This is a genomic window from Sphingobium sp. AntQ-1 (genome assembly GCF_028538045.1).
Taxonomy (GTDB): Bacteria; Pseudomonadota; Alphaproteobacteria; order Sphingomonadales; family Sphingomonadaceae; genus Sphingobium; species Sphingobium cupriresistens.
Genome location: NZ_CP117158.1, coordinates 125,711 through 149,270 on the forward strand (window position 1 = coordinate 125,711; position 23,560 = coordinate 149,270).

Annotated in this window: 22 protein-coding genes; 14 read left to right on the forward strand and 8 right to left on the reverse strand. The window is 64.6% G+C overall.

What is annotated here, in order from left to right; genetic code table 11:
• Position 1: 1 nt before the first annotated feature.
• The 3 genes from ppdK to sphantq_RS00645 form a co-directional block, all read right to left on the reverse strand.
• On the reverse strand, positions 2–2,701 hold the full coding sequence (ppdK, locus tag sphantq_RS00635; protein ID WP_272799321.1) for a pyruvate, phosphate dikinase: 2,700 nt from the start codon (positions 2,699–2,701) through the stop codon (positions 2–4).
• Positions 2,702–2,846: 145 nt separating this feature from the next.
• A complete protein-coding gene (gene glyS / locus sphantq_RS00640) occupies positions 2,847–5,039 on the reverse strand; it encodes a glycine--tRNA ligase subunit beta (protein WP_272799322.1) in 2,193 nt (730 codons plus the stop codon).
• Positions 5,039–5,938 carry a glycine--tRNA ligase subunit alpha gene (locus sphantq_RS00645; protein WP_129926437.1) on the reverse strand — a complete coding sequence of 300 codons (900 nt, stop codon included), beginning with the start codon at positions 5,936–5,938 and terminating at the stop codon, positions 5,039–5,041. The genes glyS and sphantq_RS00645 overlap by 1 nt, the downstream gene beginning before the upstream one ends.
• A 181-nt stretch (positions 5,939–6,119) precedes the next feature.
• Here sphantq_RS00645 and sphantq_RS00650 point away from each other — a divergent pair, with 181 nt between their 5' ends.
• The 6 genes from sphantq_RS00650 to sphantq_RS00675 all read left to right on the forward strand — a co-directional run bounded on the left by sphantq_RS00650 (position 6,120) and on the right by sphantq_RS00675 (position 11,897).
• The gene (locus sphantq_RS00650) at positions 6,120–7,034 is read left to right on the forward strand and encodes a TraB/GumN family protein (RefSeq protein WP_082678987.1); all 915 of its coding nucleotides are present in this window, start codon (positions 6,120–6,122) and stop codon (positions 7,032–7,034) included.
• Positions 7,034–7,918, forward strand: a complete 885-nt coding sequence (locus sphantq_RS00655) for a TraB/GumN family protein (protein WP_443021564.1) — start codon at positions 7,034–7,036, stop codon at positions 7,916–7,918. The genes sphantq_RS00650 and sphantq_RS00655 overlap by 1 nt, the downstream gene beginning before the upstream one ends.
• A 147-nt stretch (positions 7,919–8,065) precedes the next feature.
• Positions 8,066–8,683: a 50S ribosomal protein L25/general stress protein Ctc gene (locus tag sphantq_RS00660; protein WP_066601468.1), complete on the forward strand. Its 618-nt coding sequence runs from the start codon at positions 8,066–8,068 to the stop codon at positions 8,681–8,683.
• A 137-nt stretch (positions 8,684–8,820) separates the two neighbouring features.
• Complete coding sequence (gene pth / locus sphantq_RS00665; RefSeq protein ID WP_066601467.1) at positions 8,821–9,390, forward strand: aminoacyl-tRNA hydrolase; 570 nt, start codon at positions 8,821–8,823, stop codon at positions 9,388–9,390.
• An 89-nt stretch (positions 9,391–9,479) separates the two neighbouring features.
• The gene (locus sphantq_RS00670) at positions 9,480–11,108 is read left to right on the forward strand and encodes an alpha-D-glucose phosphate-specific phosphoglucomutase (protein ID WP_272799324.1); all 1,629 of its coding nucleotides are present in this window, start codon (positions 9,480–9,482) and stop codon (positions 11,106–11,108) included.
• A gap of 105 nt (positions 11,109–11,213) precedes the next feature.
• Positions 11,214–11,897 carry a DUF2490 domain-containing protein gene (locus sphantq_RS00675; protein WP_272799325.1) on the forward strand — a complete coding sequence of 228 codons (684 nt, stop codon included), beginning with the start codon at positions 11,214–11,216 and terminating at the stop codon, positions 11,895–11,897.
• Positions 11,898–12,097: 200 nt separating this feature from the next.
• Here sphantq_RS00675 and sphantq_RS00680 read toward each other — a convergent pair whose 3' ends face one another.
• Positions 12,098–12,841, reverse strand: coding sequence for a hypothetical protein (locus sphantq_RS00680; protein ID WP_272799326.1), 744 nt, complete (start codon positions 12,839–12,841; stop codon positions 12,098–12,100).
• A gap of 157 nt (positions 12,842–12,998) precedes the next feature.
• Here sphantq_RS00680 and sphantq_RS00685 point away from each other — a divergent pair, with 157 nt between their 5' ends.
• Both sphantq_RS00685 and rarD read left to right on the forward strand, forming a co-directional pair.
• On the forward strand, positions 12,999–13,220 hold the full coding sequence (locus sphantq_RS00685) for a hypothetical protein (RefSeq protein ID WP_066605161.1): 222 nt from the start codon (positions 12,999–13,001) through the stop codon (positions 13,218–13,220).
• Between the two features lie 41 nt (positions 13,221–13,261).
• Complete coding sequence (gene rarD / locus sphantq_RS00690) at positions 13,262–14,116, forward strand: EamA family transporter RarD (RefSeq protein ID WP_066601458.1); 855 nt, start codon at positions 13,262–13,264, stop codon at positions 14,114–14,116.
• Between the two features lie 4 nt (positions 14,117–14,120).
• On the opposite strand, the gene sphantq_RS00695 is transcribed toward rarD, so the two are convergent.
• Complete coding sequence (locus sphantq_RS00695; protein WP_272799327.1) at positions 14,121–15,452, reverse strand: dihydroorotase; 1,332 nt, start codon at positions 15,450–15,452, stop codon at positions 14,121–14,123.
• Between the two features lie 69 nt (positions 15,453–15,521).
• Here sphantq_RS00695 and ygfZ point away from each other — a divergent pair, with 69 nt between their 5' ends.
• The gene (gene ygfZ, locus sphantq_RS00700) at positions 15,522–16,259 is read left to right on the forward strand and encodes a CAF17-like 4Fe-4S cluster assembly/insertion protein YgfZ (RefSeq protein WP_066601451.1); all 738 of its coding nucleotides are present in this window, start codon (positions 15,522–15,524) and stop codon (positions 16,257–16,259) included.
• Positions 16,256–17,008: a glutaminyl-peptide cyclotransferase gene (locus sphantq_RS00705; protein ID WP_129926445.1), complete on the forward strand. Its 753-nt coding sequence runs from the start codon at positions 16,256–16,258 to the stop codon at positions 17,006–17,008. Before ygfZ ends, sphantq_RS00705 begins: the two co-directional genes overlap by 4 nt.
• On the opposite strand, the gene sphantq_RS00710 is transcribed toward sphantq_RS00705, so the two are convergent.
• The gene (locus sphantq_RS00710; RefSeq protein WP_272799328.1) at positions 17,005–17,448 is read right to left on the reverse strand and encodes a DUF983 domain-containing protein; all 444 of its coding nucleotides are present in this window, start codon (positions 17,446–17,448) and stop codon (positions 17,005–17,007) included. The genes sphantq_RS00705 and sphantq_RS00710 overlap by 4 nt on opposite strands.
• Positions 17,449–17,608: 160 nt before the next feature.
• Between sphantq_RS00710 and ychF the strand changes: the two genes are divergently transcribed.
• The 4 genes from ychF (at position 17,609) to sphantq_RS00730 (ending at position 21,133) form a co-directional block, all read left to right on the forward strand.
• Complete coding sequence (gene ychF, locus sphantq_RS00715; RefSeq protein ID WP_272799329.1) at positions 17,609–18,709, forward strand: redox-regulated ATPase YchF; 1,101 nt, start codon at positions 17,609–17,611, stop codon at positions 18,707–18,709.
• Positions 18,710–18,713: 4 nt separating this feature from the next.
• Positions 18,714–19,244: a DNA-deoxyinosine glycosylase gene (locus sphantq_RS00720; RefSeq protein WP_066601448.1), complete on the forward strand. Its 531-nt coding sequence runs from the start codon at positions 18,714–18,716 to the stop codon at positions 19,242–19,244.
• Positions 19,245–19,314: 70 nt separating this feature from the next.
• Entirely contained in the window at positions 19,315–20,595 is a 1,281-nt protein-coding gene (locus tag sphantq_RS00725; RefSeq protein ID WP_272799330.1) for an alkaline phosphatase family protein, read from the forward strand.
• Between the two features lie 64 nt (positions 20,596–20,659).
• On the forward strand, positions 20,660–21,133 hold the full coding sequence (locus sphantq_RS00730; protein ID WP_066601444.1) for a MaoC family dehydratase: 474 nt from the start codon (positions 20,660–20,662) through the stop codon (positions 21,131–21,133).
• 56 nt (positions 21,134–21,189) lie between these two features.
• Here sphantq_RS00730 and sphantq_RS00735 read toward each other — a convergent pair whose 3' ends face one another.
• Both sphantq_RS00735 and mutL read right to left on the reverse strand, forming a co-directional pair.
• On the reverse strand, positions 21,190–21,681 hold the full coding sequence (locus sphantq_RS00735; protein ID WP_066601443.1) for a hypothetical protein: 492 nt from the start codon (positions 21,679–21,681) through the stop codon (positions 21,190–21,192).
• A gap of 4 nt (positions 21,682–21,685) precedes the next feature.
• Complete coding sequence (gene mutL / locus sphantq_RS00740) at positions 21,686–23,476, reverse strand: DNA mismatch repair endonuclease MutL (RefSeq protein WP_272799331.1); 1,791 nt, start codon at positions 23,474–23,476, stop codon at positions 21,686–21,688.
• Positions 23,477–23,560: the final 84 nt, after the last annotated feature.

The following is a 23,560-nucleotide window of genomic DNA, read 5'->3' on the forward strand; positions in this document are numbered from 1 at the left end:
ATCACTTCCGGGCAAGCGCCGCCTGCGCCGCCGCCAGTCGAGCGATCGGCACGCGATAGGGCGATGCCGACACATAATCCAGGCCTGTCGCCTCGCAGAAGGCGATCGACGCCGGATCGCCGCCATGTTCACCGCAAATGCCGAGCTTGATGTCGGGACGGGTCTTGCGACCACGCTCGGCGGCGATCTCGATCAGTTCGCCCACGCCTTCCACATCGATGCTGACGAAGGGATCGCGCGCAAAGATGCCCTTGTCCACATATTGCGTCAGGAACCGGCCCGCATCGTCGCGGCTGATGCCGATCGTCGTCTGCGTCAGGTCATTGGTGCCGAAGGAGAAGAATTCGCCCACCTCGGCAATCTCGCCCGCCTTCAATGCCGCGCGCGGCAGTTCGATCATGGTGCCGACCAGATAGTCGACGCGCTCGCCCTGCTCTTCGAACACTTCGGCCGCGACGCGATCGACGATCGCCTTCATCAGCTCCAGCTCCTTGGCGGTCGCGACCAGCGGGATCATCACTTCGGGGATCGGCGCTTCGCCGCCCCGTGCCTTGACGATCAGCGCGGCTTCGAAGATCGCGCGCGCCTGCATCTCGTAGATTTCGGGATAGGTCACGCCCAAGCGGCAACCGCGATGGCCCAGCATCGGATTGAACTCATGCAGTTCGTTCGCGCGGCGCTTGAGCGTATCGACGCTGACGCCCGCCGCCTTCGCCACTTCCTCGAACTCCGCTTCGCCATGCGGCAGGAATTCGTGCAGCGGCGGATCGAGCAGGCGGATGGTGACGGGCAGGCCCGCCATCACCATGAATATCTGTGCGAAATCGTCGCGCTGTTCCGGCAGCAGCTTGTCGAGCGCGACGCGGCGGCCCTTCTCGCTGTCCGCCAGGATCATCTCGCGCACCGCGGTGATGCGCGCCGCGTCGAAGAACATATGTTCGGTGCGGCACAGCCCAACGCCTTCCGCGCCGAACTCGCGCGCGACCTTGCAGTCCTGCGGTGTTTCCGCGTTGGCGCGCACCTTCAGGCGACGGACCTTGTCGGCCCATACCATCAGCGTGCCGAAATCGCCCGCCAGTTCGGGCTGCACGGTCGGCACTTCGCCCGCCATCACTTCCCCGGTCGACCCGTCGATGGTCAGGATGTCGCCTTCCTTCAGCTCGCGGCGGCCGACGCGCAGGATCTTGGTCTTGCCGTCGATCGAAATGCCGCCCGCACCGGACACGCAGGGACGACCCATGCCGCGCGCCACCACGGCCGCGTGCGACGTCATGCCGCCGCGCGCGGTCAGGATGCCCTTGGCCGCATGCATCCCATGAATATCTTCCGGGCTGGTTTCCACGCGCACCAGGATGACCGCGTCGCCCATTTCCGCGCGCCGTTCGGCGGTGTCGGCATCGAACACGATCGCGCCCGAAGCCGCGCCTGGCGAAGCCGGCAAGCCCTTGGTCAGCACGTCGCGCGGCGCCTTGGGATCGAGCGTGGGGTGCAGCAACTGGTCGAGCGCAGCCGGATCGACGCGGGCGACGGCTTCTTCCTCGGTGATGAGGCCCTCATGGGCCATGTCCACAGCCATTTTCAGCGCAGCCTTGGCGGTGCGCTTGCCCGACCGGGTCTGGAGCATCCACAGCTTGCCCTGCTGCACCGTAAATTCGATGTCCTGCATGTCGCGATAATGGGTTTCCAGGATCTGGAAAACGCCTGCCAGTTCGGCATAGGTTTCCGGCATCGCTTCTTCCATCGACAGCGGCTTGGCCCCTGCCCGCTCACGCGCGGCCAGCGTCAGATATTGCGGCGTGCGGATGCCCGCGACGACATCCTCGCCCTGCGCGTTGATCAGATATTCGCCATAATAGGCGTTCTCGCCGGTCGACGGATCGCGGGTGAACGCGACGCCGGTCGCCGACGTTTCGCCCATATTGCCAAACACCATCGCCTGCACGTTGACGGCGGTGCCCCATTCGCCGGGGATGTTGTTCAGGCGGCGATAGACCTTCGCGCGCTCCGACTGCCACGATCCGAACACGGCCGAAATCGCGCCCCACAACTGGTCATGCACATCCTGCGGGAAGGGCTTGTTCCACAGCTTCTGCACCAGCGCCTTATATTCGGCGACCAGCGCCTTCCAGTCGGCGGCCGTCATTTCGGTGTCCAGGCTGTAACCCTGGTCTTCCTTGGCGACCTCCAGCGCTTCCTCGAACGCGCCATGGTCCAGTTCCAGCACCACGTCGGAATACATCTGGATGAAGCGGCGATAGCTGTCCCAGGCGAACCGCTCGTCTCCGCTGGTCGTCGCCAGGCCGATGACGGTCTCGTCGTTGAGGCCCAGGTTCAGCACCGTATCCATCATGCCCGGCATAGACGCGCGCGCGCCCGAACGGACCGACACCAGCAGCGGATCGGCGGCATTGCCGAAACGCTTGCCGGTGATCCCCTCGATATGGGCGATGCCGTTTGCGACTTCGGCGTTCAGGCTTTCGGGATATTGGCCGCCATCTTCATAATAGCGGGTGCACATGGCCGTCGTGATGGTGAAACCCGGCGGCACCGGCAGGCCGATCGCGGCCATGCCGTCCAGATTCGCGCCCTTGCCGCCCAGCAGGTTGCGGTCACCCTGCCCGCCATCATCCACGCCGCCGCCGAAACGATAGACATAGCGCGTCGCGGTGCTGTTCATGATGGCCTCTTCCGTCGTAACCATGTGATCCGGCTCTCCCTGCACTGATTGCCGTGAATATTGTGCGCTGCAACAGCCTTTACAAAAGACGTGCGGGAATTGCACCCGCCTTTATTGGACTTTGTCGTCATATCGTCATTTTTATGGACGGATATGTCCGACTTGTCTCTCAGCCCGTAATTTTCGAAAAGTCCGCGACGCCATGCACAGCCGCCCGCACCCGGTCGAGCAGCGCAAGACGCGCGCCCCGTTTTGCAGGATCGGCGTCGTTGACCGTAACGGACTCGAAGAAAGCGTCGATCGGCGCGCGCAGCGTGGCGAGCGCGGCCATGGCGTCTGCAAAGCGTTCGTCAGTGACAGCCCGCGCCGCGAGGGGCTCGGCAGCGTCGAGCGCGGCGAGCAAAGCGGCTTCCGCCGGTTCGGACGGCGCCGCCGGGACGATCGCGGGATCGACGGCTTCCTTTTTCAGGATATTGGCCGCCCGCTTGTACCCGGCGAGCAGGTTCGCGCCATCATCCGTCGCGACGAAGGATTGCAAAGCATGGACGCGCGCCAGCAAGCGGACGAGATCATCCTCCCCGCCAAGCGCGAACACCGCGTCGATCAGGTCGTGGCGGACGCCGGCTTCGCGTTGCTGGACTTTGAGGCGGTCGGCGAAGAAGTCGAGGAACGGCACATCCGACGACGCGAACGCGCCCACGAAGGATTTGATCTCCGGCCGCGACAGATTGGCCGCCTGCCAATCCACCTCGGTCACCTTCGACGGATCGAGCCCGAACTTCGCCAGCGTCTGCGCATCGACATCGGCCAGCGCCTTGGTGTTCAGGAACACATGGCGATAGACATGGTCGCTCAGCGCAAAGGCGTGCACCTTCTTCAGGTTCAACCGCAGCCCGTTGGTTTCCAGCAGTCGCAGGATGGACAACGCAGCGCGACGTAGCGCGAACGGATCTTTCGACCCGGTCGGTCCCTGCTCAATGCCGAAGAAGCCGACCAGCGTATCCAGCTTGTCCGCCAGGCTCACCGCCACCGTCACTGGCGCGGTCGGCACGTCATCGCCCTGCCCGACCGGCTTATAATGGTCGCGGATCGCGTCGGCCACCGCGTCGGGCAAACCCTCCGCGCGGGCGTAATAGCCGCCCATGACGCCCTGCAATTCGGGGAACTCGCCGACCATCTCCGTGACGAGGTCGGCCTTGGCGAGGCGCGCGGCCTGTTCGACCAGGTCTGCATCCGCGCCCTTGACGATCCCCTCCTCCACCAGCCACCGCGCCAGCTTCGCAACCCGCTCCACCTTGTCGGCGACCGTACCCAGCTTCTCGTGGAACGTAATCCGCTCCAGCTTCTGCGCATGATCGACAAGCGCTGTCTTGCGATCCTGCTCCCAGAAGAAGCGCGCATCGCTCAACCGCGCGGCCAGCACCTTGCGGTTGCCCGCGACGATCGCCGCGCCGCCGTCCTTCGCCTCGATATTGGCGGTGCAGATAAAGGCGGGGGCCAGCTTGCCCGCGCTATCGCGCAGCACGAAATATTTCTGGTTGATGCGCAGCGTCAACTGGATGACTTCGGGCGGCACCTCCAAAAAGGCCGGGTCGAAATCGCCCAGCAGCGGCACCGGCCATTCGGTCAGCCCCGCATTCTCCGCGACCAGGCCCTTATCCTCGATCACCGTGTAACCATGCGCCGCAGCAGCCTGCGCCGCCTTCGCCGCGATGATCGCCTGCCGCTCCTGATGGCTCACGATCACATGGCAGGCGCGCAGCTTTTCGACATAATCGTCCGCGCCGCCGATCGTGATCGCGCCGGGATGGTGAAAGCGATGGCCCAGCGTCGCATAGCCCGACCGCACATCCTCGACCACGATATCGACCAGTTGCTCACCCAAAATGGCGACGATGCCCTGCAACGGGCGGACCCAGCGCAGGCTCTCCGTCGTCTGGCTTGCCACGCCCCAGCGCATCGCCTTGGGCCAGGGAAAGGCGCGGATGACGGCGGGCACGGCGTCGCCAAGCACATCCATGGTGGCGCGGCCGGGCTTGTTCACGACGGCGAACCAGACGCCGTCCCGGTCTTCCAACTGGTCCTGGGTCAGGCCGGTCTTGCGCAGAAAGCCTTCGAGCGCCTGGGGCGGCGCGGATGTGCGCGGACCTTTATGCTCTTCGCTCACCGCCGCGGTTTCCAGCGGCAGGCCACGCGCGATCAGCGCCAGCCGGCGCGGCGTGACAAAACTGTCGATCGTAGCGGGCTTGAGGCCGGCCCTGGCCAGTTCTTCGCTGAACAGGCGGGCAAGGTCTTCGGACGCCTTCAATTGCATACGCGCGGGAATTTCCTCGCAGCGCAATTCGAGGAGGAAATCAGTCATCACGCGGTCCACCCCGGAAATTTGGCGCTCCAGGCGTCGGCATTGCTGGCGATCCACGCCTCGCAACTGCCCTTCGCCATGTCGCGCACCTGGCCCATATAGCTGGCGCGTTCCTGCACGGAAATCACGCCGCGCGCCTGGAGCAGGTTGAACACATGGCTCGCCTTGATCGCCTGGTCATAGGCGGCCAGCGGCACGTTCGCTTCGATGCAACGACCATATTCGGCCTGGCAATCCTTGAACCAGCGGAACAGCTTGTCCGTGTCCGCGACCTCGAAATTCCATTTCGACATCTGCTGTTCGTTGGCCAGAAACACGTCGCCATAGGTGACGCCGGCGTCGTTGAATTTCAGGTCGTAAACGCTGTCGACGCCCTGAATATACATGGCCAGCCGCTCCAACCCATAGGTCAGCTCGCCCGCGACCGGCTTGCAGTCGTAACCGCCCATCTGCTGGAAATAGGTGAACTGGGTGACTTCCATCCCGTCGCACCACACTTCCCAGCCCAGGCCCCAGGCGCCCAGCGTCGGGCTTTCCCAGTCATCCTCGACGAAGCGAATGTCGTGGACCAGCGGGTCGATGCCGATCTCCACCAGACTGCCCAGATAGAGTTCCTGGAGGTTCGCTGGCGACGGCTTCATGATCACCTGATATTGGTAATAATGCTGCAACCGGTTGGGATTTTCGCCATAGCGCCCGTCGGTCGGGCGGCGGCTGGGCTGGACATAGGCGGCGTTCCAGGGCTGTGGCCCCAGCGCGCGCAGCGTGGTCGCCGGATGGAATGTGCCCGCCCCCACTTCCATGTCATAGGGTTGGAGGATGACGCAGCCCTGTTTCCCCCAATAGGCATGGAGGGTCAGGATCAGGTCCTGGAAGGAAAGCGCTTTGCCTTCGGCCACGAAACGTCCTTATCGAAATCGCTGAATTACGTGGCCGCGCCTTGGCGCATGGGGCCGATAGGGTCAAGGGCCAAGGGTCGGGGCCAAGGGTCGGGGGCCAAGGGCCAAGGGTTGGGGAAAGCCGCCCTAAACAGGGTTAAGCGGCTTGCCCTCCCGCCCCGCGCTCCCCATTGAAGGAGGCATGAAGCTGCTTCCTACCCTGTTGCGGGCCATCGGCGCCGCATGGCTGCTGATCGGCGGCGTCCCGGCCCATGCCAAACCCGCCGTCACCACGACGACCGCCACCCCGGCGCTGTGGGCGGTGCAGGATGCCGACACCACCATCTATCTGTTCGGCACCGTCCATGTGATGAAGCCGGACATTGACTGGTTCCATGGCGACATAAAGCGCGCCTTCGACCGCTCGAACGAACTGGTGCTGGAAATCATCGAGCCGGACGATCCAGACGCGATCGGCGCGGCGATGGCGGGCATGGCGCTGGCCAAGGACGGGGTGAAGCTGTCCGACCGGCTGACCCCGAACGCGCGCGCGCGATATCAGGCGGCGATGGACGCCAATAGCCTGCCCTGGCGCACGTTCGACATGTTCAATCCCTGGATGAGCGGCATGGCCCTGTCGGTCGCGCCGCTCGCAAAGCTGGGCTATAAAAATGATCTGGGCGCGGAGAAAATCCTGCGCATCGCGGCGCAGGCCGCGAGCAAGAAGGTCGATGCGCTCGAAACGGTCGAACAACAGCTAGGCTTCTTCGCCAGCCTGCCGATGGCGCAGCAGGTGCAGTTCCTGAACGCCACCGTGGACGGCCTGCCGGACATGGAGAGCGAATTTGGCGACCTGCTGCGTTACTGGCAGGCGGGTCAGCCGGACAGGCTGGCCAAATCGATGAACGAATCGCTCGAAGCGACGCCGGAACTGGCGCAGGTGCTGCTGACCGGCCGCAACGCCAACTGGGCCAAGTGGATCAAGGCCCGGCTCGACCAGCCCGGCACCGTCTTCGTCGCCGTGGGCGCGGGTCATCTGGCCGGCAAGGGCAGCGTGCAGGACCAACTCAAATCTTTGGGCCTGCGCGCCCGCCGCCTGAAGGACGTAAAACCATGATGCGCCTCGTCACCCGCCTCCTCGCTCTGTTCGCGCTGACGCTGGTCGCGGCGTGCGGACAAAATGACGCGCCGGCCGCCAAGGCGCAGGGCGGCCCCGCCCTGTGGCAGGTGCAGCGGGGCGAACTGAACGGCTGGCTGTTCGGCACCATCCATGTCCTGCCCAAGGGGCTTGCCTGGCAAACGCCCGCCATCACTGAAGCGATGACCGCGTCCGACCGGCTGGTGCTGGAGGCTGCCGATTTGCAGGACGAACAGAAGACCTTGTCGCTGTTCGAGAAAATGGGCCGCAGCGCCGGCCTGCCGCCACTGGAACGGCGCGTGCCGGACGAGGAAAAAACGGCCCTGGTCAAGGCGATGGCCGATGGCGGCACCAACAGCCAGCTGCTGTCGGGCTATGAAAGCTGGGCCGCCGCGATGCTGCTGTCCGCTTCCAGCCAGCAGGGCCTGGGCGTCAGCCAGGATGACGGCGTGGAGCCGGTGCTGATCGAGGCGTTCAAAAAGGCCGGCAAGCCGATCGGCGGGCTGGAGACGGTGGAGCGGCAATTCGCCGCCTTCGACACGCTGCCCGAAGCGGCGCAATCCCGCCTGCTGGTCCAGACCATCCATGAAGCCAAGGGCATGAAGGCGCTCTACGACCGCATCCTCGCCGCTTGGGGCAAGGGCGACATGGAAGCGATCGCCAAGGAAGACCAGATTGGCGAGCAGCCCGACCCGATGGTCGAGGAAGCCGTGCTGGTCGCCCGCAACCGCGACTGGGTGAAGGCGATCGAACCGATGCAGGGCCGCCCCTTCATCGCGGTGGGCGCGGGCCACCTGACCGGCCGGGAAAATCTGATCGAGTTGTTGAAAGCCAAGGGGTTTACGGTGACGCGGGTGCAGTAACGCCTCCCCCACCACCAAACGGAACTTGCGCAATATAGCTCCCGCTCTTGCATTCCCGCCCTTTTCTGCTAAAGGGCCGCCTCCCGCTATGGTCATCCCTGGAGGCGTGGCGGGAAAGTACATCAATTTTGCTTTTGGAGACACGCAATGAGCGAGCAGCTTACGCTGTCGGCCGAGGCACGCGATCGGGCAGGCAAGGGAGCCTCCCGCGCCCTCCGCCGTGAGGGCCGCGTACCCGCCGTCATCTATGGAATGAACGAAGAACCCCTGTCGATCCATGTCGAGGAAAAGCTCCTCAACAAGCAGCTCGGCACCGGCCACTTCTTCAATTCGGTCATCATGGTCGAAGTCGGCGGCAAGACCGTCCGCACCCTCGCCAAGGACGTGGCCTTCCACCCCGTCTCGGACCGTCCGCTGCACGCCGATTTCCTGCGCGTTTCGGAACATGCCTCGGTCAACGTCAACGTCCCGGTGCGTTTCGAAAATGAAGACGCTTCGCCTGGTCTGAAGAAGGGCGGCGTGCTGAACGTCGTTCGTCATGAGATCGAACTGATCGTCGATGCCGCCGAAATCCCCGAAGACGTCGTTGTCGACCTCAAGGGCTTCGAAGTCGGCGATTCGATCCACATCAGCGCGGTGACGCTGCCCAAGGGCGCGAAGACCGCGATCGACGATCGCGACTTCACCATCGCGACCATCGTCGCCCCTTCGGCTCTCAAGAGCGCCGAGGGCGAATCGGAAGCTGAAGCGGGCGAGGCCGAATAAGTCTTTCGAGCTATACGCTAATGGCTCAACCCCGTTCGGGCTGAGCCTGTCGAAGCCTGATCCTTCCCTATTCGGAAGCAGAAAGGCCCTTCGACAGGCTCAGGGCGAACGGGGTTTTGCTTTTCTGGAGGATATGGATGCAGATCTGGGCGGGCCTTGGCAATCCGGGGCAGCAATATGCGATGCACCGGCACAATGTCGGCTTCATGGTCGCGGATCTGGTCGCGGACATGCACCGTTTCTCCCCGCCCAAAAAGCAGTTCCAGGGCTGGGTGCAGGAAGGACGGATCGGGCCGGAAAAAATCATCCTGCTCAAACCCGCCACCTTCATGAACGAAAGCGGCCGGTCGGTCGGCGATGCGATGCGCTTCTACAAGCTGACGCCGCAGGACGTCACCGTCTTCCACGACGAACTCGACCTCGTGCCCATGAAGGTCAAGGTGAAGCGCGGCGGCGGCAATGCCGGGCATAACGGCCTGCGCTCGACCGACGCGCATATCGGCAATGATTTCCGCCGGGTGCGGATCGGCATCGGCCATCCGGGGCATAAGGACAAGGTCCATGGCTATGTCCTGGGCAATTACGCCAAGAGCGAGATGGACGCCCTGACCGACATGCTGGCCGCGATCGGCGCGGAAGCCGAATGGCTGGCGAAGAATGACGACGCCCGCTTCATGAACGAAGTGGCGCTGCGGCTGGCGGCCTGAAAAAGCTTAACCCGATTGCGCGTTGCAACATTGCCGGGCCATAAGGCCCATAATATTGCAGTGCGCAAACGCAGTTCAGGGGATATTGGGTGATTCACACCGTTGCCACGACGCCGTTCGACGACCAGAAGCCCGGCACGTCCGGCCTGCGCAAAAAGGTCCGCGTCTTCGCGCAGCCCCATTATGCCGAAAATTTCGTCCAGTCGGTGTTCGACAGCCTTGATGGCTTTGCCGGGCAGACGCTGGTGGTGGGGGGCGATGGCCGTTACCTCAACCGCGAAGTCATCCAGATCGTCCTGAAGATGGCGGCGGCCAACGGCTTTGGCCGGGCGCTGGTCGGCCAGGGCGGCATCTTGTCCACCCCCGCCGCCTCCCACCTGATCCGCGCATCCGGCGCGTTCGGGGGACTGGTGCTGTCGGCCAGCCACAATCCGGGCGGCCCGGACGAGGATTTCGGCATCAAATATAATATCGGCAATGGTGGCCCCGCGCCGGAAAAGGTGACCGACGCCATCGCCGCCCGTTCGCTCGTCATCGACCACTACGCCATCCTCGACGCCGCCGATGTTGACATCGACACGATCGGCGAAATCCAGTTGGGCGACATGACGGTCGAAGTGGTCGATCCGGTGGCCGCCTATGCCGATCTGATGGAAAGCCTGTTCGATTTCGCCGCGATCCGAGCCCAGATCGCGGGCGGCTTCACCCTCGCCTTCGACAGCATGAGCGCTGTGACCGGCCCCTATGCGGTCGAGATTTTCGAACGCCGTCTGGGCGCGCCGCAGGACACGGTGATGAACGGCACCCCGCTCCCCGATTTTGGCCATCATCACCCCGATCCCAATCTGGTCCATGCCAAAGCGCTTTACGACCGGATGATGGCCCCCGACGCGCCCGATTTCGGCGCGGCGTCGGACGGCGATGGCGACCGCAACCTCATCATCGGCCGGCACAGCTATGTGACGCCCTCGGACTCGCTCGCGGTGCTGGCCGCCAACGCCCATCTGGCGCCCGGCTATGCCGCGGGCCTAAAGGGCATCGCCCGTTCCATGCCCACCAGCGGCGCGGCCGACCGGGTCGCCGAAAAGCTGGGCGTGCCGCTCTATGAAACGCCGACCGGCTGGAAATTCTTCGGCAACCTGCTTGACGCGGGCATGGCGACCATCTGCGGCGAGGAAAGCGCCGGCACCGGCTCCGACCATGTGCGCGAAAAGGACGGCATCTGGGCGGTGCTGCTGTGGCTCAATATCCTGGCCGTCCGTCAGCAAAGCGTCGCCGCGATCATGGCGGACCATTGGGCGACCTATGGCCGCAACTATTATGCCCGCCACGATTATGAAGCCATCGCCAAGGACAAGGCCGATGCGCTGATGGCGGCGTTGCGCGCCAAGCTCGACAGCCTGTCCGGCACGGTAAATAGCGGCGGCACGGTCAAGGCCGCCGACGATTTCGCCTATACCGACCCCACCGACCAGTCGGTCAGCCGCAACCAGGGCGTCCGCATCCTGTTTACGGACGGATCGCGCGTGGTGTTCCGCCTGTCCGGCACTGGAACCGAGGGCGCCACCCTGCGCGTCTATATCGAACGCTATGTCGCCCCTGACGGCGACCTCGCCCTCGAAACCGGCGACGCCCTCGCCCCTCTGATCGCCGCCGCGCAGGAATTGGCCGACATTACGGGTTATACCGGCATGGATCAGCCTAGCGTCATCACCTGATCGCCCGGCTTCGCTGGCGCAGATATAAACTAACGCATCGGCAACAAAGTGGAAACGCGCGCGGATTAGAGGGACGGGCATCCCTTTCCCAACTCCAGGACATCCATGCGCCGCCTCGCTCTCTGCCTGTCCGCCTGCCTCGCGCTGCTCTCTGCCCCTGCCCGCGCGGCCACCAGCGAGGATGAGCAATTCTGGCTTAACCTGACCGCCATGGGATCGATCAAGGACGAACTGGTCTATTTCGCCGAAATTCAGCCGCGCTTCGGCGATGGCGTCTCGCGGATCGACCAGTCGCTCTTCCGCGGCGCTGTGGGCTGGAAATTCTCGCCCACGCTGACCCTCTATCAGGGCTATGCCCATGTCGTCGCACCGATCGAGGGCGGCAAGGACGTCAACGAGGAACGCAGCTTCCAGCAGCTAAACTGGACGCTCGGCAAGCCCTGGGGCGGCGAACTCTCGTCGCGCACCCGCCTCGAACAGCGCTGGCGCTCGGACGGCGACGACATGGGCTGGCGCGTGCGCGAAATGCTCCGCTACGAAAAGCCGCTGCGCGCCGACAGCGACGCCGTCAACGCGCTGGTCTATGCCGAGGGGTTCGCGGCGCTCAACGACACGGACTGGGGCGCGCGCAACGGGTTCGACCAGCTACGCAGTTTCGTCGGCGCGGAAATCGGCCTGCCCGGCGCATCGACGCTGGAGGTGGGTTACCTCAACCAGTTGGTCAACCAGCGCGCGGGCAACATGCGCGTCAACCATGTGGCGTCGCTGACGCTGTTTTTCCGGCACTAAGGACAGCGGCGACGTCCTCGTCAGGATGATTTGCGCGAATTTACCGTCAATCACAGACGTCACAAGTCATTGGTTATAAAGAAAAATAGGATGATTACCGTCCACATCGAATGACAGGCTGTCAAAAAATCCCCGCATAACAATAGCTTGCAATCGCCCGATGTGGCGCAACTGTCCAACTCGCTGTCTCGGAACGCGGCTTATCGCCCGTTGTCGGCGATGATGTCGACGCTGGTCTTGCCGCCCGGCGCGTCGGTGAACAGGATGAAATAGGCGCTGCCGTCGGACCTGCGGGTGCCGCCCAGCACATGGTCGCCGCCCAATATCTTATGCTCGCCATCATAGCCTGCGCGGCGCGCCAGCGTGTAATAATAGTCCATCACGCCCTGCCGCGGCGCCGGCGTCACGAAACTCGCCGCGCGCAGGGTGCAGCCATCGACCTGCGCGCCCGCCGCCTCGGTCAGTTGCGCGCCGGGAAACAGGCCGAAGGGTTCGGGCAGCCGCTGCGCCCATTCCATGCCGTAATTCAGCTTCTTCGCGCAAGCGCCGTTGCCGCCACGACGGCCGGAGTCCGCGCGCGCGACCGCGCCCAGCGTCACGGTCGACGCCATGGCCTCACCCTCGCTCGCGGTCGGCGTGGATAGCAGCTTGCCGCCGGCCAGCTTCACCGCTTCCGCCTGCGCCGCGCCCGCATCTCCGGCCAGCGCCGGCAGCGCGCCATTGGCGGGCCGATCGGCGGAGCGCACGGCGTTGCGATTGGCCTGGCCCACCAGTTGCGGATCGACCACGATCGGATCGGCGAGCACCCCCTTGAGCGCCGGGTCGGTCGCATTGTTGGTCAACTGCGCGTCGAGCGCGGCCAGGCTGGCGTCCTTGTCCCCCTTGCCGCAGGCGGCCAGCGCCAACGCCAAAGACACCATCGCTATAGATCGGACACGCGCCATGCTTCACTCCTTCGTAAACAAGCCATGAAGAGGGCAAGTTAATTTTCCATTAGGATATGTGGTGAATCTGCCGATTTTTGCGCAGATGGCCAGCGCTTATCGACTGGCCTTGTCCCGCTGTCTTGCTCTGGGACAATATCGCGGCCATGATGGGCCGATGCTCAATATATTGTCAGGCTTCATCGGCCTTGTCACCCTCATCCTCATGATCCCGGCGGTCATCCCGCTGCTCGGCGCGCTCAACTGGATATTGGTGCCGCTGGCCCTGTTCGGCGCGCTTGTCGGCATGATCTCGTCGAAAAATGGCGGGCGGAACTTCTGCCTGATCGTCGCCGGCTTCGGCGCGCTGCGACTATTCCTGGGCGGGGGCATTTTCTGAGCGACATCGACGCGGAAACGCGGCGTGGCTTGCTGGCCGCAATGGTCGCCTATGGCCTGTGGGGGCTGCTGCCGCTCTTTTTCCGCCTGCTGCACCATGTCGATCCGGTGGAGATCGTGACCCAACGAATCCTTTGGTCGCTGCTGCTGATCGCCGCCATTCTCGCCGCGCGAAAAAGCCTGCCCGCTTTTCTGGCCGCCATGCGCGACCGCCGATTGGTGGTGCCGCTGGCCGGATCGGCGCTGATGATCGGCATCAACTGGCTGACCTATGTCTGGGCGGTCAATGACGATCATGTCGTCGCGGCGAGCCTGGGCTATTTCCTCAATCCGTTGGTCAATGTCACACTGGGCGTATTGGTGCTCAAGGAAAGGCTGCGCCGGGGGCAGATGCTCGCGATCGGGGTGGCCACGATCGGCGTCGCCATCCTTGCCGCATCGGCGCTGACGACATTGTGGATCAGCCTGGCGCTGGCGTTCAGCTTCGCCTTTTACGGCCTGCTGCGGAAACTGACGCCGGTCGCGCCTATGACCGGCCTTGGCGTCGAGACGCTGTTGTTGGCGCCGCTCGCCATCGCCTATCTGTTCTGGGAAGCAGGCCATGGCGGCATCGGGTTCGGGCAGGACATATCCACCAGCGCCTTGCTCATCCTCTCCGGCGCGGTGACGACGGTGCCGCTGGTGCTGTTCGCCGTGGCGGCGCAACGTCTGCCGATGGCGACGCTTGGCCTCATGCAATATCTCGCGCCCACGCTGCAATTTCTCTGCGGACTGCTGCTGGGCGAAAAGCTCAGCATGGGACAGATGGCCAGCTTCGGCCTGATCTGGATCGGCCTGATCCTCTTCGCCGGCGACGGCATCGCCGCCGCCCGCCGCAACCGGCAGGCGACGACATGATCCGTCATCCGAACTGGGTCGCCTCGAAGCGCACCGCTTCGCCGACCGCCGCATTGGCCAGCGCATCCTCCCACATCACGCGATTGCCGCGAATGATGGTGCCGATGGCCTTGCCGGTCAGTTGATCTCCCTCGAACGGCGACCAGTTACAGCGCGAGGCGAGCCACTCGCTGCCCACGGTCCAGCGCTTCTTGAGGTCGACTACGGTGAAGTCGGCGTCATAGCCGAGCGCAATCCGCCCCTTGCCGACCAGCCCGAACACCCGCTGCGGTCCTGACGAGGTGAGTTCGATAAAGCGCCGCAACGACAGCCGCCCCTGCGCCACATGGTTCAGCAGCAGCGGCACCAAAGTCTGCACGCCGGGCATCCCGCTTGGCGAAGCGGGATAGGTCTTGGCCTTTTCCTCGATCGTGTGCGGCGCATGGTCGCTGCCCAACACGTCGGGCACGCCCTGATTGAGCCAGAACCACAGGCCGTCGCGGTGCGCGCCCGACCGGATCGGCGGGTTCATCTGCGCATAGGTGCCCAGCCGCGGATAGGCGTCTTCGCCCGCCAGCGTCAGATGTTGCGGCGTCACTTCGCAGGTCGCGATATCCTTGTTCTGCGCGATATATTCCAACTCGGCGGGCGTGGTGATGTGCAGGATGTGGATGCGGCGACGCGCCTTGCGGGCCAATGCGATGATCCGCTTGGTCGCGATCATCGCGCTTTCGTCGTCGCGCCAGACGGGGTGGGTCGACGGATCGCCTTCCAGCGCATGGACCTTGCGCGCGTTCATCCGCGTCTCGTCCTCGGCATGGATGGCGACGCGGCGGGTGCCCGACGTCAGCACGCGCGACAGGGCATCGTCATCATCCACCAGCAGGCTGCCGGTCGATGCGCCCATGAAGATCTTCACCCCCGATGTGCCGGGAATCCGCTCCAGTTCCTTGAGCTGCTCGGCATTGTCCGCCGTCGCGCCGACATAGAAGGCATGGTCGCACCACATGCGGTGATGCGCGCGCTTCAGCTTGTCATGCACCCGCTCGGCGGTATCGGTGTTGGGATTGGTGTTTGGCATTTCGAACACGGCGGTCACGCCGCCCAGCACCGCGGCGCGACTGCCCGATTCGAGGTCTTCCTTATGCTCCAGCCCCGGCTCGCGGAAATGGACCTGGCTGTCGATACAGCCGGGCAGCACGTCCAGGCCGGTGCAGTCGATCACCTCGCCCGCATCGCCCAGCGCCGTGCCGATCGCCACGATCTTGCCAGCCCGCACGCCTACATCCACGCTCTCCGCGCCGCCCGGCGTATGGACGGTGCCGTTCCTGAGGATCATGTCGAAGGTCTGGGTCATGACGATATTCCTATATTCCGTTCGCGCAGACGGCTTGGCTAAGTCGTGCTGCCGTCCTACCTAAAGCCGATGACCGGCACCACCCTAAGCGATCGCGCGATCCTGAGAATTTCCGGCGAGGAGGGCAAAGCCTTCCTGCAAGGGCTGCTCACCCGCGACGTCCTGACCCTTGCCCCCGGCCAGCCGCGCTGGACCGGGCTGCTGACGCCGCAGGGCAAGGCGCTGTTCGATTTCATCCTGTGGGGGGATGGCGACGACATCCTGATAGACTGCGAAGCCGCGCAGGCGGATGCGCTGGCCAAGCGGCTGAACATCTACCGCCTGCGGCGCAAGGTGGCGATTGCCCGCGAGGAAGGACTCGCAGTCCACTGGTCGCCCGACGCCAGCGACCACCCGCTCGACCCGCGCCTGCCCGCGCTCGGCCATCGCTGGATCGCGCCCGCCACGCCGGGCGACGCCGCGCCTGCCTTCCGCGCGCACCGCCTGGCGCTGGGCGTGTTCGAAGGCGCGGCGGAACTGGGGCAGGACCAGACGCTGTGGCTGGAAACCAATGCGGAGGAACTGCACGGCGTCGATTATGACAAGGGCTGCTATGTCGGGCAGGAGAACACCGCCCGGATGCATTACCGCAACAAGGTGAGCCGCCGCCTCGTCGCCGTGCCGATGGCGCAGGCGGACGAAAAGCGCCAACGCGCCGCCCTGCCCGATATGGGCCTGTCGATCGAGTTGCGCCGGGTCGAAACGCTCGATCCCGCTACCCTTCCCTCATGGCTGGCTACCGCGATCGAAAGCCAGGCGGCGGAATGAATCGCATCCTGTTCGCGCTCGTCAGCGCCTTTCTTCTGGTTCCCCCCGCCCAAGCCGACACCCCCTGGAAGCTGGTCGCCACCCATCCCCACGACGCGACCGCCTTCACCGAAGGTCTCTTCTACCATGACGGCGCGCTCTACGAGAGTACCGGGCTGGAGGGCCAGTCGGACATCCGCAAGGTGGCGCTCAAGACGGGGAAAGTCCTGCAACGCCGCATCATCGACCCGCCCTATTTCGGCGAGGGCATCGTCAACTGGGGCGACAAGCTGGTCAGCCTGACTTGGCGGCACCGTCGGGGCTTCGTCTGGAACCTGGCCGATTTCGCACCGCTATCCGACTTCCGCTATGATGGCGAAGGCTGGGGCATGACGCAGGATGGCCGCAGCCTCATCATGAGCGACGGCACCGCGCAACTGCGTTTCCTCGATCCCGACAGCCTGGCCGAACAGCGCCGTATCACCGTCACCTGGAACGGCCGGGCGGTCGATCGGCTGAACGAGTTGGAATATGTGAAGGGGGAGGTGTGGGCCAATATCTGGTACGACACCCGCATCGCCCGCATCGATCCCGCGACCGGCGCCGTGATCGACTGGATCGACGTGGCGCGCCTGCGCAAGGCCGCGGGCGTCACCGATAGCGAAGCGGTGGCCAACGGCATCGCCTATGACGCAGCGAAGGACCGCGTCTTCATCACCGGCAAAAACTGGCCTAAACTGTTCGAGATAAAGGTCGCGCCAAAGCCTTAGCCGCGCGGCGGGCCATCATGCAGCTTGGCCCATAGCGCGCCCGTCCCAGCCTCCTGCGCGCGAGTCGTGAACTGGGCGGCGATCAGCCAGCCTTTGATTGGCCGCATGGGCAGCAGGGTCGTCAGGATCAGCACCGGCAACCCGACGGCCAGATGCACCCAAAGGCCGGGACGCGCGATAATCTCCAGCATCAGGATGAACACCACGCCCGGCACGCAGGCGAACAGTTGCACGAACACCGCCGGGCCATCGGCCGGGTCGGCGAAGCTGTAATCAAGCCCACAGACCTCGCAATGGTCGCGCATCGTCAGGAACCCGGTGAAAATATGCCCCTCGCCGCAGCGCGGGCAGCGACCGAATACGCCCGTTTCATGCGCCGGACGCTTTTTCCACGCCCGACCCTTTTCGTCGATCCAGTGGGTTTCGCTGCTCTGTTCCATATCATCTCCCGACATCATCCCCTATGTCGGCAAAGCGCCGCTGATTGCAATTGCGCCTTTTGTCCCACCCCTTCTGGCCCACGAACGCGCCAAGGCTGGCCATCGGGCGCGCAAACCGCTATCGGGCGCGCCAATGTTTCCGATCTTATAAGGCAGTCAAATGGGTTTTCGTTGCGGTATCGTCGGCCTCCCCAATGTGGGCAAGTCCACCCTGTTCAACGCGCTGACCGAAACGCAGGCGGCGCAGGCGGCCAACTATCCTTTTTGCACGATCGAACCCAATGAAGGCCGCGTCGCCGTACCCGACGACAGGCTCGATACGATCGCGAAGATCGGCGGCAGCGCGAAGATCATCGAAACCCAGCTCAGCTTCGTCGACATCGCCGGGCTGGTCCGCGGCGCATCCAAGGGTGAAGGGCTGGGCAACCAGTTCCTGGCCAACATCCGCGAAACCGACGCGATCGTCCATGTCCTGCGCTGTTTCGAGGATGACGACATCACCCATGTCGAGGGCAAGGTCGATCCGATCGCCGACGCCGAGACGGTCGAGATGGAATTGATGCTGGCCGATCTGGAAAGCCTGGAAAAGCGCGTCCCCAACCTCGCCAAGAAGGCCGCGCAGGGCGACAAGGAGGCCAAGGCCGCCGCCACCGTGCTGGGCCAGGCGCTCGACCTGCTGCGCGAAGGCAAGCCTGCTCGCCTCACCGTCCCGCGCGACGCCGAGGAAGAGCGGCTGTTCAATCAGGCGCAGTTGCTGACCGCCAAGCCGGTCCTCTATGTCTGCAATGTCGAGGAAGACGCCGCATCGGAGGGCAACGAATTTTCCGCCCGCGTGTTCGAAAAAGCGAAGGCCGAAAACGCCAGCGCGGTCATCGTGTCGGCCGCGATCGAGGCCGAACTTGTCACCATGCCGGTGGAAGAACGCGCCGAATATCTCGAAGCGCTGGGCCTGGCCGAAGCCGGCCTCGCCCGCATCATCCGTGCGGGTTACGAACTGCTGGGCCTCATCACCTTCTTCACCGTAGGGCCGAAGGAAGCGCGCGCCTGGACCGTCGCCAAGGGATCGAAAGCGCCCCAGGCCGCCGGCGCGATCCATAGCGACTTCGAGAAGGGCTTCATCCGCGCCGAGACCATGGCCTATGCCGATTATGTCCAATTTAACGGCGAAGCCGGCGCCAAGGAAGCGGGCAAGTGGCGTTCGGAAGGCAAGGAATATGTGACGCAGGACGGCGACATCATGCTGTTCCGTTTCAACGTCTGATCCCATGGCGCTGCGGCTTGGCCAGATGCCTGCCCGGCGCAAGGCCGCCTTCCCGCCCAGCGTCGACGCCGATACGCGCCTGCTGATCCTGGGCAGCCTGCCCGGCGATGCGTCGATCCGGCAGGGCGAATATTATGCCCATCGCGGCAACGCCTTCTGGGCCTTGCTCGGCGAGGTGTTGGGCGAGGATCTGCGCGGCCAGCCCTATGCGATGCGGCTGAAACGGCTGCGCGCGCGCGGCGTCGGCCTGTGGGACGTGATAGAAAGCGCCGAGCGCGAAGGCAGTCTGGACGGCGCGATCCGCGGTGCGGAACTGCGCGACCTTGGCGCCTTCGTCGCCCGCCTGCCCGCGCTCAAAGCCATCGCCTTCAATGGCAAGACCGCCGCGCTGCATGGCCGACGGCAATTGGGCGCGCGGACGGGCCTGGCGCTGATCGACCTGCCATCCTCCAGCGGCGCCTATGCCAGCCTGTCGCGCGACGCCAAGCAAGCGGCCTGGATGCCGATCGCCGATCATCTGCCTGCCGCATCCTGACGTCTTCGTCACTTTACCGACATGGTCCGGCTGCTAAGCAGCGAACAACGCCAAACATGAAGAGTCGCTGATGTACATCCGCTCCCTGTCCCTCGCCCTCACCCTGTCCGTCTCCTCCTTGGTCGCCGCCTGCGCCCCGGTGCAGCAACATCCCGTCGCCAGCGCATCCGCGCCGACGGAGCAGCGCGCGCCGGTCACCATATTGGTGTCGATCGACGGCTTCCGCCCCGATTATCTGACCCGCGGCGTATCGCCCCACCTCAATGCATTGGCGTCCGGCGGCGTCGAAGCGTCGATGCGCCCGTCCTTCCCGACCAAGACCTTCCCCAATCATTGGGCGATCGTGACTGGCGACCGGCCCGATCGCAGCGGCATCGTCGCCAATAATATGGAAGATGAGAGCCGGCCCAAGGACAAGTTCACCATGGCCAGCGACGATCCCTATTGGTGGAACGAGGCCGAGCCGATCTGGATCACCGCCGAAAAGCAGGGCGTGCGCACCGCCACCATGTTCTGGCCCGGCTCCAACGTCGCCTGGGGCGGCGCCAAGGCGGCGGAATGGCCCTACACCATCAGCAACGGATCGCGCCCTAGCGACTGGGCGCAGTTCAACGAAGCGATCAGCCCGACCCAGCGCGTGAACGGCGTGCTGGACGTGCTGCGCCGCCCTGCCGATATCCGCCCGCAGTTCGTCACCCTCTATTTCGACGAGGTCGATACCGCCGGCCATATCAACGGTCCCGATGCGGCGCAAACGACGCAGGCCGTGGCCGATGTCGACGCGCATATCGGCAATCTGGTCGCCGGGCTGAAGGCGCTCGGCCGACCCGCCAACATCGTTATCGTCTCCGATCATGGCATGGCGGCCAAGGCCAACGACCGGGTCATCGTGCTAGACAAGATCGCGAACCCGGCCGACTATCGCACGGTTGAAACCGGCCCCTATGCCAGCCTGGCTCCGATACCCGGCCATGAAAAGGCGCTGGAATCTGCGCTGTTCAAGCCGCGCGACCATATGCAATGCTGGCGCAAAAGCGAGATCCCGGCCCGCTTCCACTATGGCACCCACCGCCGCATCCCGCCCTATTTCTGCCTGGCGGAAACCGGCTGGGTGTTTCAAAATACGACCCCGACCAGGCCGATAACAGGCGGTGACCATGGCTGGGACGATCGCGCACCCGACATGCAGGCGCTGTTCATCGTCAACGGCCCAGCCTTCGATCGCGCATTTCGCCCATCGGCCGACTTCGCCAATATCGACGTCTATCCGCTGCTGGCTCGCTTGCTGGGTGTGACGCCGCTGGCGTCGGATGGCGATGCCACTGTGTTGCAGGGGTTGGTAAAGCCCTGACATTGACGTAAACGGAAAGCGCCTCTAAGCCATCACCTGTTGAAATGGGAGTGGGAGACGGGTGATGGCGGAAGAAATTGTCTATTTCGAAGATATCGCGATTGGCGATGGCTTCGACTTCGGCCCGCTGACCGTCTCGCGCGAGGAAACGGTCGCCTTCGCCGCCGAGTTCGACCCACAGCCCTTCCATCTGTCCGACGAAGCGGCGGCGCAGACCCACTTCGGTACGCTGTCCGCCAGCGGATGGCACACCACAGCCCTGTTCATGAAGATGTTCGTCGCGGAAATGCAGCGCCAGCCCGGCCGCCAGGCGGCCAGCCTGGGCGCCATGGGAGTGGACGAACTACGCTGGCTGCGTCCCCTCCGCCCCGGCGACGCGCTGCATGGCCGGAGCGAAGTGATCGACAAAAAGGCGTCGCAAAGCCGCCCGGAAATGGGCATCGTTCGCAGCAAGGTTACGATCTTCAACCAGGACGACAAGCCGATCCTGACTATGATCCCGATCGCCATGTGGCGCACGCGGCCGGCTGGATTGTGATGCTCAACGAAAAAAAGTGCAGCGCTTCGACAGGCTCAGCCAAACGGGTTTAGGGTTCAATTCGCAGGGTGGTTCGCCTGCGCATCCGCCGCCATCACCCGCACCGAAGCCGCCTTCGATCCCACAATCTGGACCAGATGCCTCCCGGCGCGCAGGTCGAACCAAACAATCTTGCGGATGCCCGAACAGTCCGGCCCATGGCCATGCTCTACCGAGGCGATGGAAGCGTCGCCCGTCACCACATCCACCCAGGCAGGCCCCGACAGCGCGATGCCGACCCGCGCCGCCTGCTTGAGCGACAGGCTGAACAGCCCGCCATAACCGTCCTTCGCCCCCTTGCCTGGCGCAACGCGAAACTGGACCTGCGCGGCCGGGGACAGCGCGGCGGTCAACGGCTTGCCCAGGATCAGCGCCGGCGCGCCATGCGCCAGCACGCCGGCCGTCGCCTGCCCGCTCCGGGTCCAACTGGTCCAGGGTTCGTCCAGCACCGCCGGCACAGCGCAGACGGGTTCGGCAGCGGCCAACAACAAGGCGGCTAGGATCATCATCGACTCATTTCCTCCCGAACAGCTTTTCTATGTCGCCATGGCCCAGTTTCACCCATGTCGGCCGCCCATGGTTGCACTGGCCCGACCGCGGGGTGACTTCCATCTCGCGGAGCAGCGCGTTCATCTCCGCGACGCTGAGCACCCGTCCCGCGCGCACCGATCCGTGGCAGGCCATGGTCGCGGCGACCAGATCGAGCCGTTCCTTCAGTGACAGCGCGCTGTCATAAGCCGCCAGATCGTCGGCCAGGTCCGTCACCAATCCCTGCACATCCGATTGCCCCAGCATTGCCGGGACCGAACGGACCAGCATGGCCGATGGGCCGAACCGCTCCAGGTCGAGGCCGAATTCCTTGAGTTCGGCGATCCGCGCCTCCAGCCGGTCGCAGGCCGGCTCGTCCAGTTCGACCACTTCGGGCAGCAGCAGCGCCTGACTGGCAACGCCCTTCCCGTCCATCGCGCGCCGCATCCGCTCCAGCGTCAGCCGCTCATGCGCGGCATGTTGGTCTACGATGACCAGCCCATCCTCCGCCTCCGCCACAATGTAGGTGCGCGCCACCTGGCCCCGTGCGACGCCGAGCGGGAAACTGGCGCCTTCCGGCGCGGGCGCGGCAGCCGGTTCGGCGCGCGCCTGGGGCGGTGGGGTGATGAAGGACGGGCGATGATCGGCGAAAGAGGATGGCGCGAACTGGTTGTAGCTCGCTGGTGAAGACATCGGCGCTTCGAAGATCGGCATCGCCCCGATGGGAGTGGGCGAAAGCGGTTCGGGTTTCCATGCCGACAAGGCCGCCGGATCGGCATGTTGCACAGCGCGGAAACCTTCGGCATCGAGCGCGCGGCGCAGGCCGGACACGATCATGCCGCGGATCAGCGCGGGATCGCGAAAGCGCACCTCGGTCTTGGCGGGATGGACGTTCACATCCACGTCCAGCGGCGGCACGTCGAGGAACAGCGCGACGACCGGATGCCGGTCGCGCGCCAGCATGTCGGCGTAGGCGCCGCGCAGCGCCCCGATCAACAACCGGTCCTTCACCGGCCGTCCGTTAACGAACAGATATTGATGATCGCCCACGCCGCGATTGTAGGTCGGGATAGATGCGACGCCCGACAGGCGGATGCCTTCCCGCTCCAGCGATACGATCACGTGATTTTCCGCCAACGCCCGGTCGGTCAGCGCAGCCACCCGCTCCTCGCGCGCCTCATCGGCCTGCACGCCCAAAACCCGGCGGCCATCATGTTCGACCGAAAAAGCGACGGTGGGATGTGCCATTGCGAGACGACGGACGATGTCGAGGCAGGCGGCATATTCGGCCTTGGGCGAGCGCAAAAACTTGCGCCGGGCCGGCACCTTGCCGAACAGCTGCTCCACGACGACGCGGGTGCCGGGTGGCAAGGCCGTCGGCCCCTCCGCCACCAGCTGTCCATTGTCGACCGTACGGTTCCATCCGTCGGTCCCGCGCGGCCGGCTGTCGATGGACAGGCGCGCCACGCTGGCGATCGACGGCAGCGCCTCCCCCCGGAAACCCAATGTGGCCACATTTTCAATGGCATCGTCGGGCAGCTTCGACGTAGCGTGGCGCTCCAGCGCCAGCGCCATGTCGCCCGAATCCATGCCGCAGCCATCGTCGCTGACCTCGATCCGGTCCAGCCCGCCATTGGACAGGCGGATGGCGACGCGAGTCGCGCCCGCGTCCAAAGCGTTTTCGACAATCTCCTTCAGCGCGCTGGCGGGTCTTTCGACCACTTCACCGGCAGCGATACGATTGACCAGATGTTCGGGCAGACGGCGTATTGACATTGATTAGGGACTAGCCCAATCGAGCGCTTTCCGCGAGCCGCGAACCTCATATTTTTTGCACTGCAAGGCGCAAGAAAGACAAGG

What these genes read in the sequence shown, in the direction of transcription:
- sphantq_RS00710 (WP_272799328.1), bottom strand. Translation starts at nt 17,448, where the DNA reads ATGGAACAGAGCAGCGAAACCCACTGGATCGACGAAAAGGGTCGGGCG.
- rarD (WP_066601458.1), top strand. Translation starts at nt 13,262, where the DNA reads ATGGTCGCCTATGGCCTGTGGGGGCTGCTGCCGCTCTTTTTCCGCCTG.
- sphantq_RS00730 (WP_066601444.1), top strand. Translation starts at nt 20,660, where the DNA reads ATGGCGGAAGAAATTGTCTATTTCGAAGATATCGCGATTGGCGATGGC.
- sphantq_RS00680 (WP_272799326.1), bottom strand. Translation starts at nt 12,841, where the DNA reads ATGGCGCGTGTCCGATCTATAGCGATGGTGTCTTTGGCGTTGGCGCTG.
- ychF (WP_272799329.1), top strand. Translation starts at nt 17,609, where the DNA reads ATGGGTTTTCGTTGCGGTATCGTCGGCCTCCCCAATGTGGGCAAGTCC.
- sphantq_RS00685 (WP_066605161.1), top strand. Translation starts at nt 12,999, where the DNA reads ATGCTCAATATATTGTCAGGCTTCATCGGCCTTGTCACCCTCATCCTC.
- sphantq_RS00655 (WP_443021564.1), top strand. Translation starts at nt 7,034, where the DNA reads ATGCGCCTCGTCACCCGCCTCCTCGCTCTGTTCGCGCTGACGCTGGTC.
- sphantq_RS00695 (WP_272799327.1), bottom strand. Translation starts at nt 15,452, where the DNA reads ATGACCCAGACCTTCGACATGATCCTCAGGAACGGCACCGTCCATACG.
- mutL (WP_272799331.1), bottom strand. Translation starts at nt 23,476, where the DNA reads ATGTCAATACGCCGTCTGCCCGAACATCTGGTCAATCGTATCGCTGCC.
- sphantq_RS00725 (WP_272799330.1), top strand. Translation starts at nt 19,315, where the DNA reads ATGTACATCCGCTCCCTGTCCCTCGCCCTCACCCTGTCCGTCTCCTCC.
- ygfZ (WP_066601451.1), top strand. Translation starts at nt 15,522, where the DNA reads ATGACCGGCACCACCCTAAGCGATCGCGCGATCCTGAGAATTTCCGGC.
- sphantq_RS00705 (WP_129926445.1), top strand. Translation starts at nt 16,256, where the DNA reads ATGAATCGCATCCTGTTCGCGCTCGTCAGCGCCTTTCTTCTGGTTCCC.
- sphantq_RS00650 (WP_082678987.1), top strand. Translation starts at nt 6,120, where the DNA reads ATGAAGCTGCTTCCTACCCTGTTGCGGGCCATCGGCGCCGCATGGCTG.
- ppdK (WP_272799321.1), bottom strand. Translation starts at nt 2,701, where the DNA reads ATGGTTACGACGGAAGAGGCCATCATGAACAGCACCGCGACGCGCTAT.
- sphantq_RS00660 (WP_066601468.1), top strand. Translation starts at nt 8,066, where the DNA reads ATGAGCGAGCAGCTTACGCTGTCGGCCGAGGCACGCGATCGGGCAGGC.
- sphantq_RS00720 (WP_066601448.1), top strand. Translation starts at nt 18,714, where the DNA reads ATGGCGCTGCGGCTTGGCCAGATGCCTGCCCGGCGCAAGGCCGCCTTC.
- sphantq_RS00675 (WP_272799325.1), top strand. Translation starts at nt 11,214, where the DNA reads ATGCGCCGCCTCGCTCTCTGCCTGTCCGCCTGCCTCGCGCTGCTCTCT.
- glyS (WP_272799322.1), bottom strand. Translation starts at nt 5,039, where the DNA reads ATGACTGATTTCCTCCTCGAATTGCGCTGCGAGGAAATTCCCGCGCGT.
- sphantq_RS00735 (WP_066601443.1), bottom strand. Translation starts at nt 21,681, where the DNA reads ATGATGATCCTAGCCGCCTTGTTGTTGGCCGCTGCCGAACCCGTCTGC.
- pth (WP_066601467.1), top strand. Translation starts at nt 8,821, where the DNA reads ATGCAGATCTGGGCGGGCCTTGGCAATCCGGGGCAGCAATATGCGATG.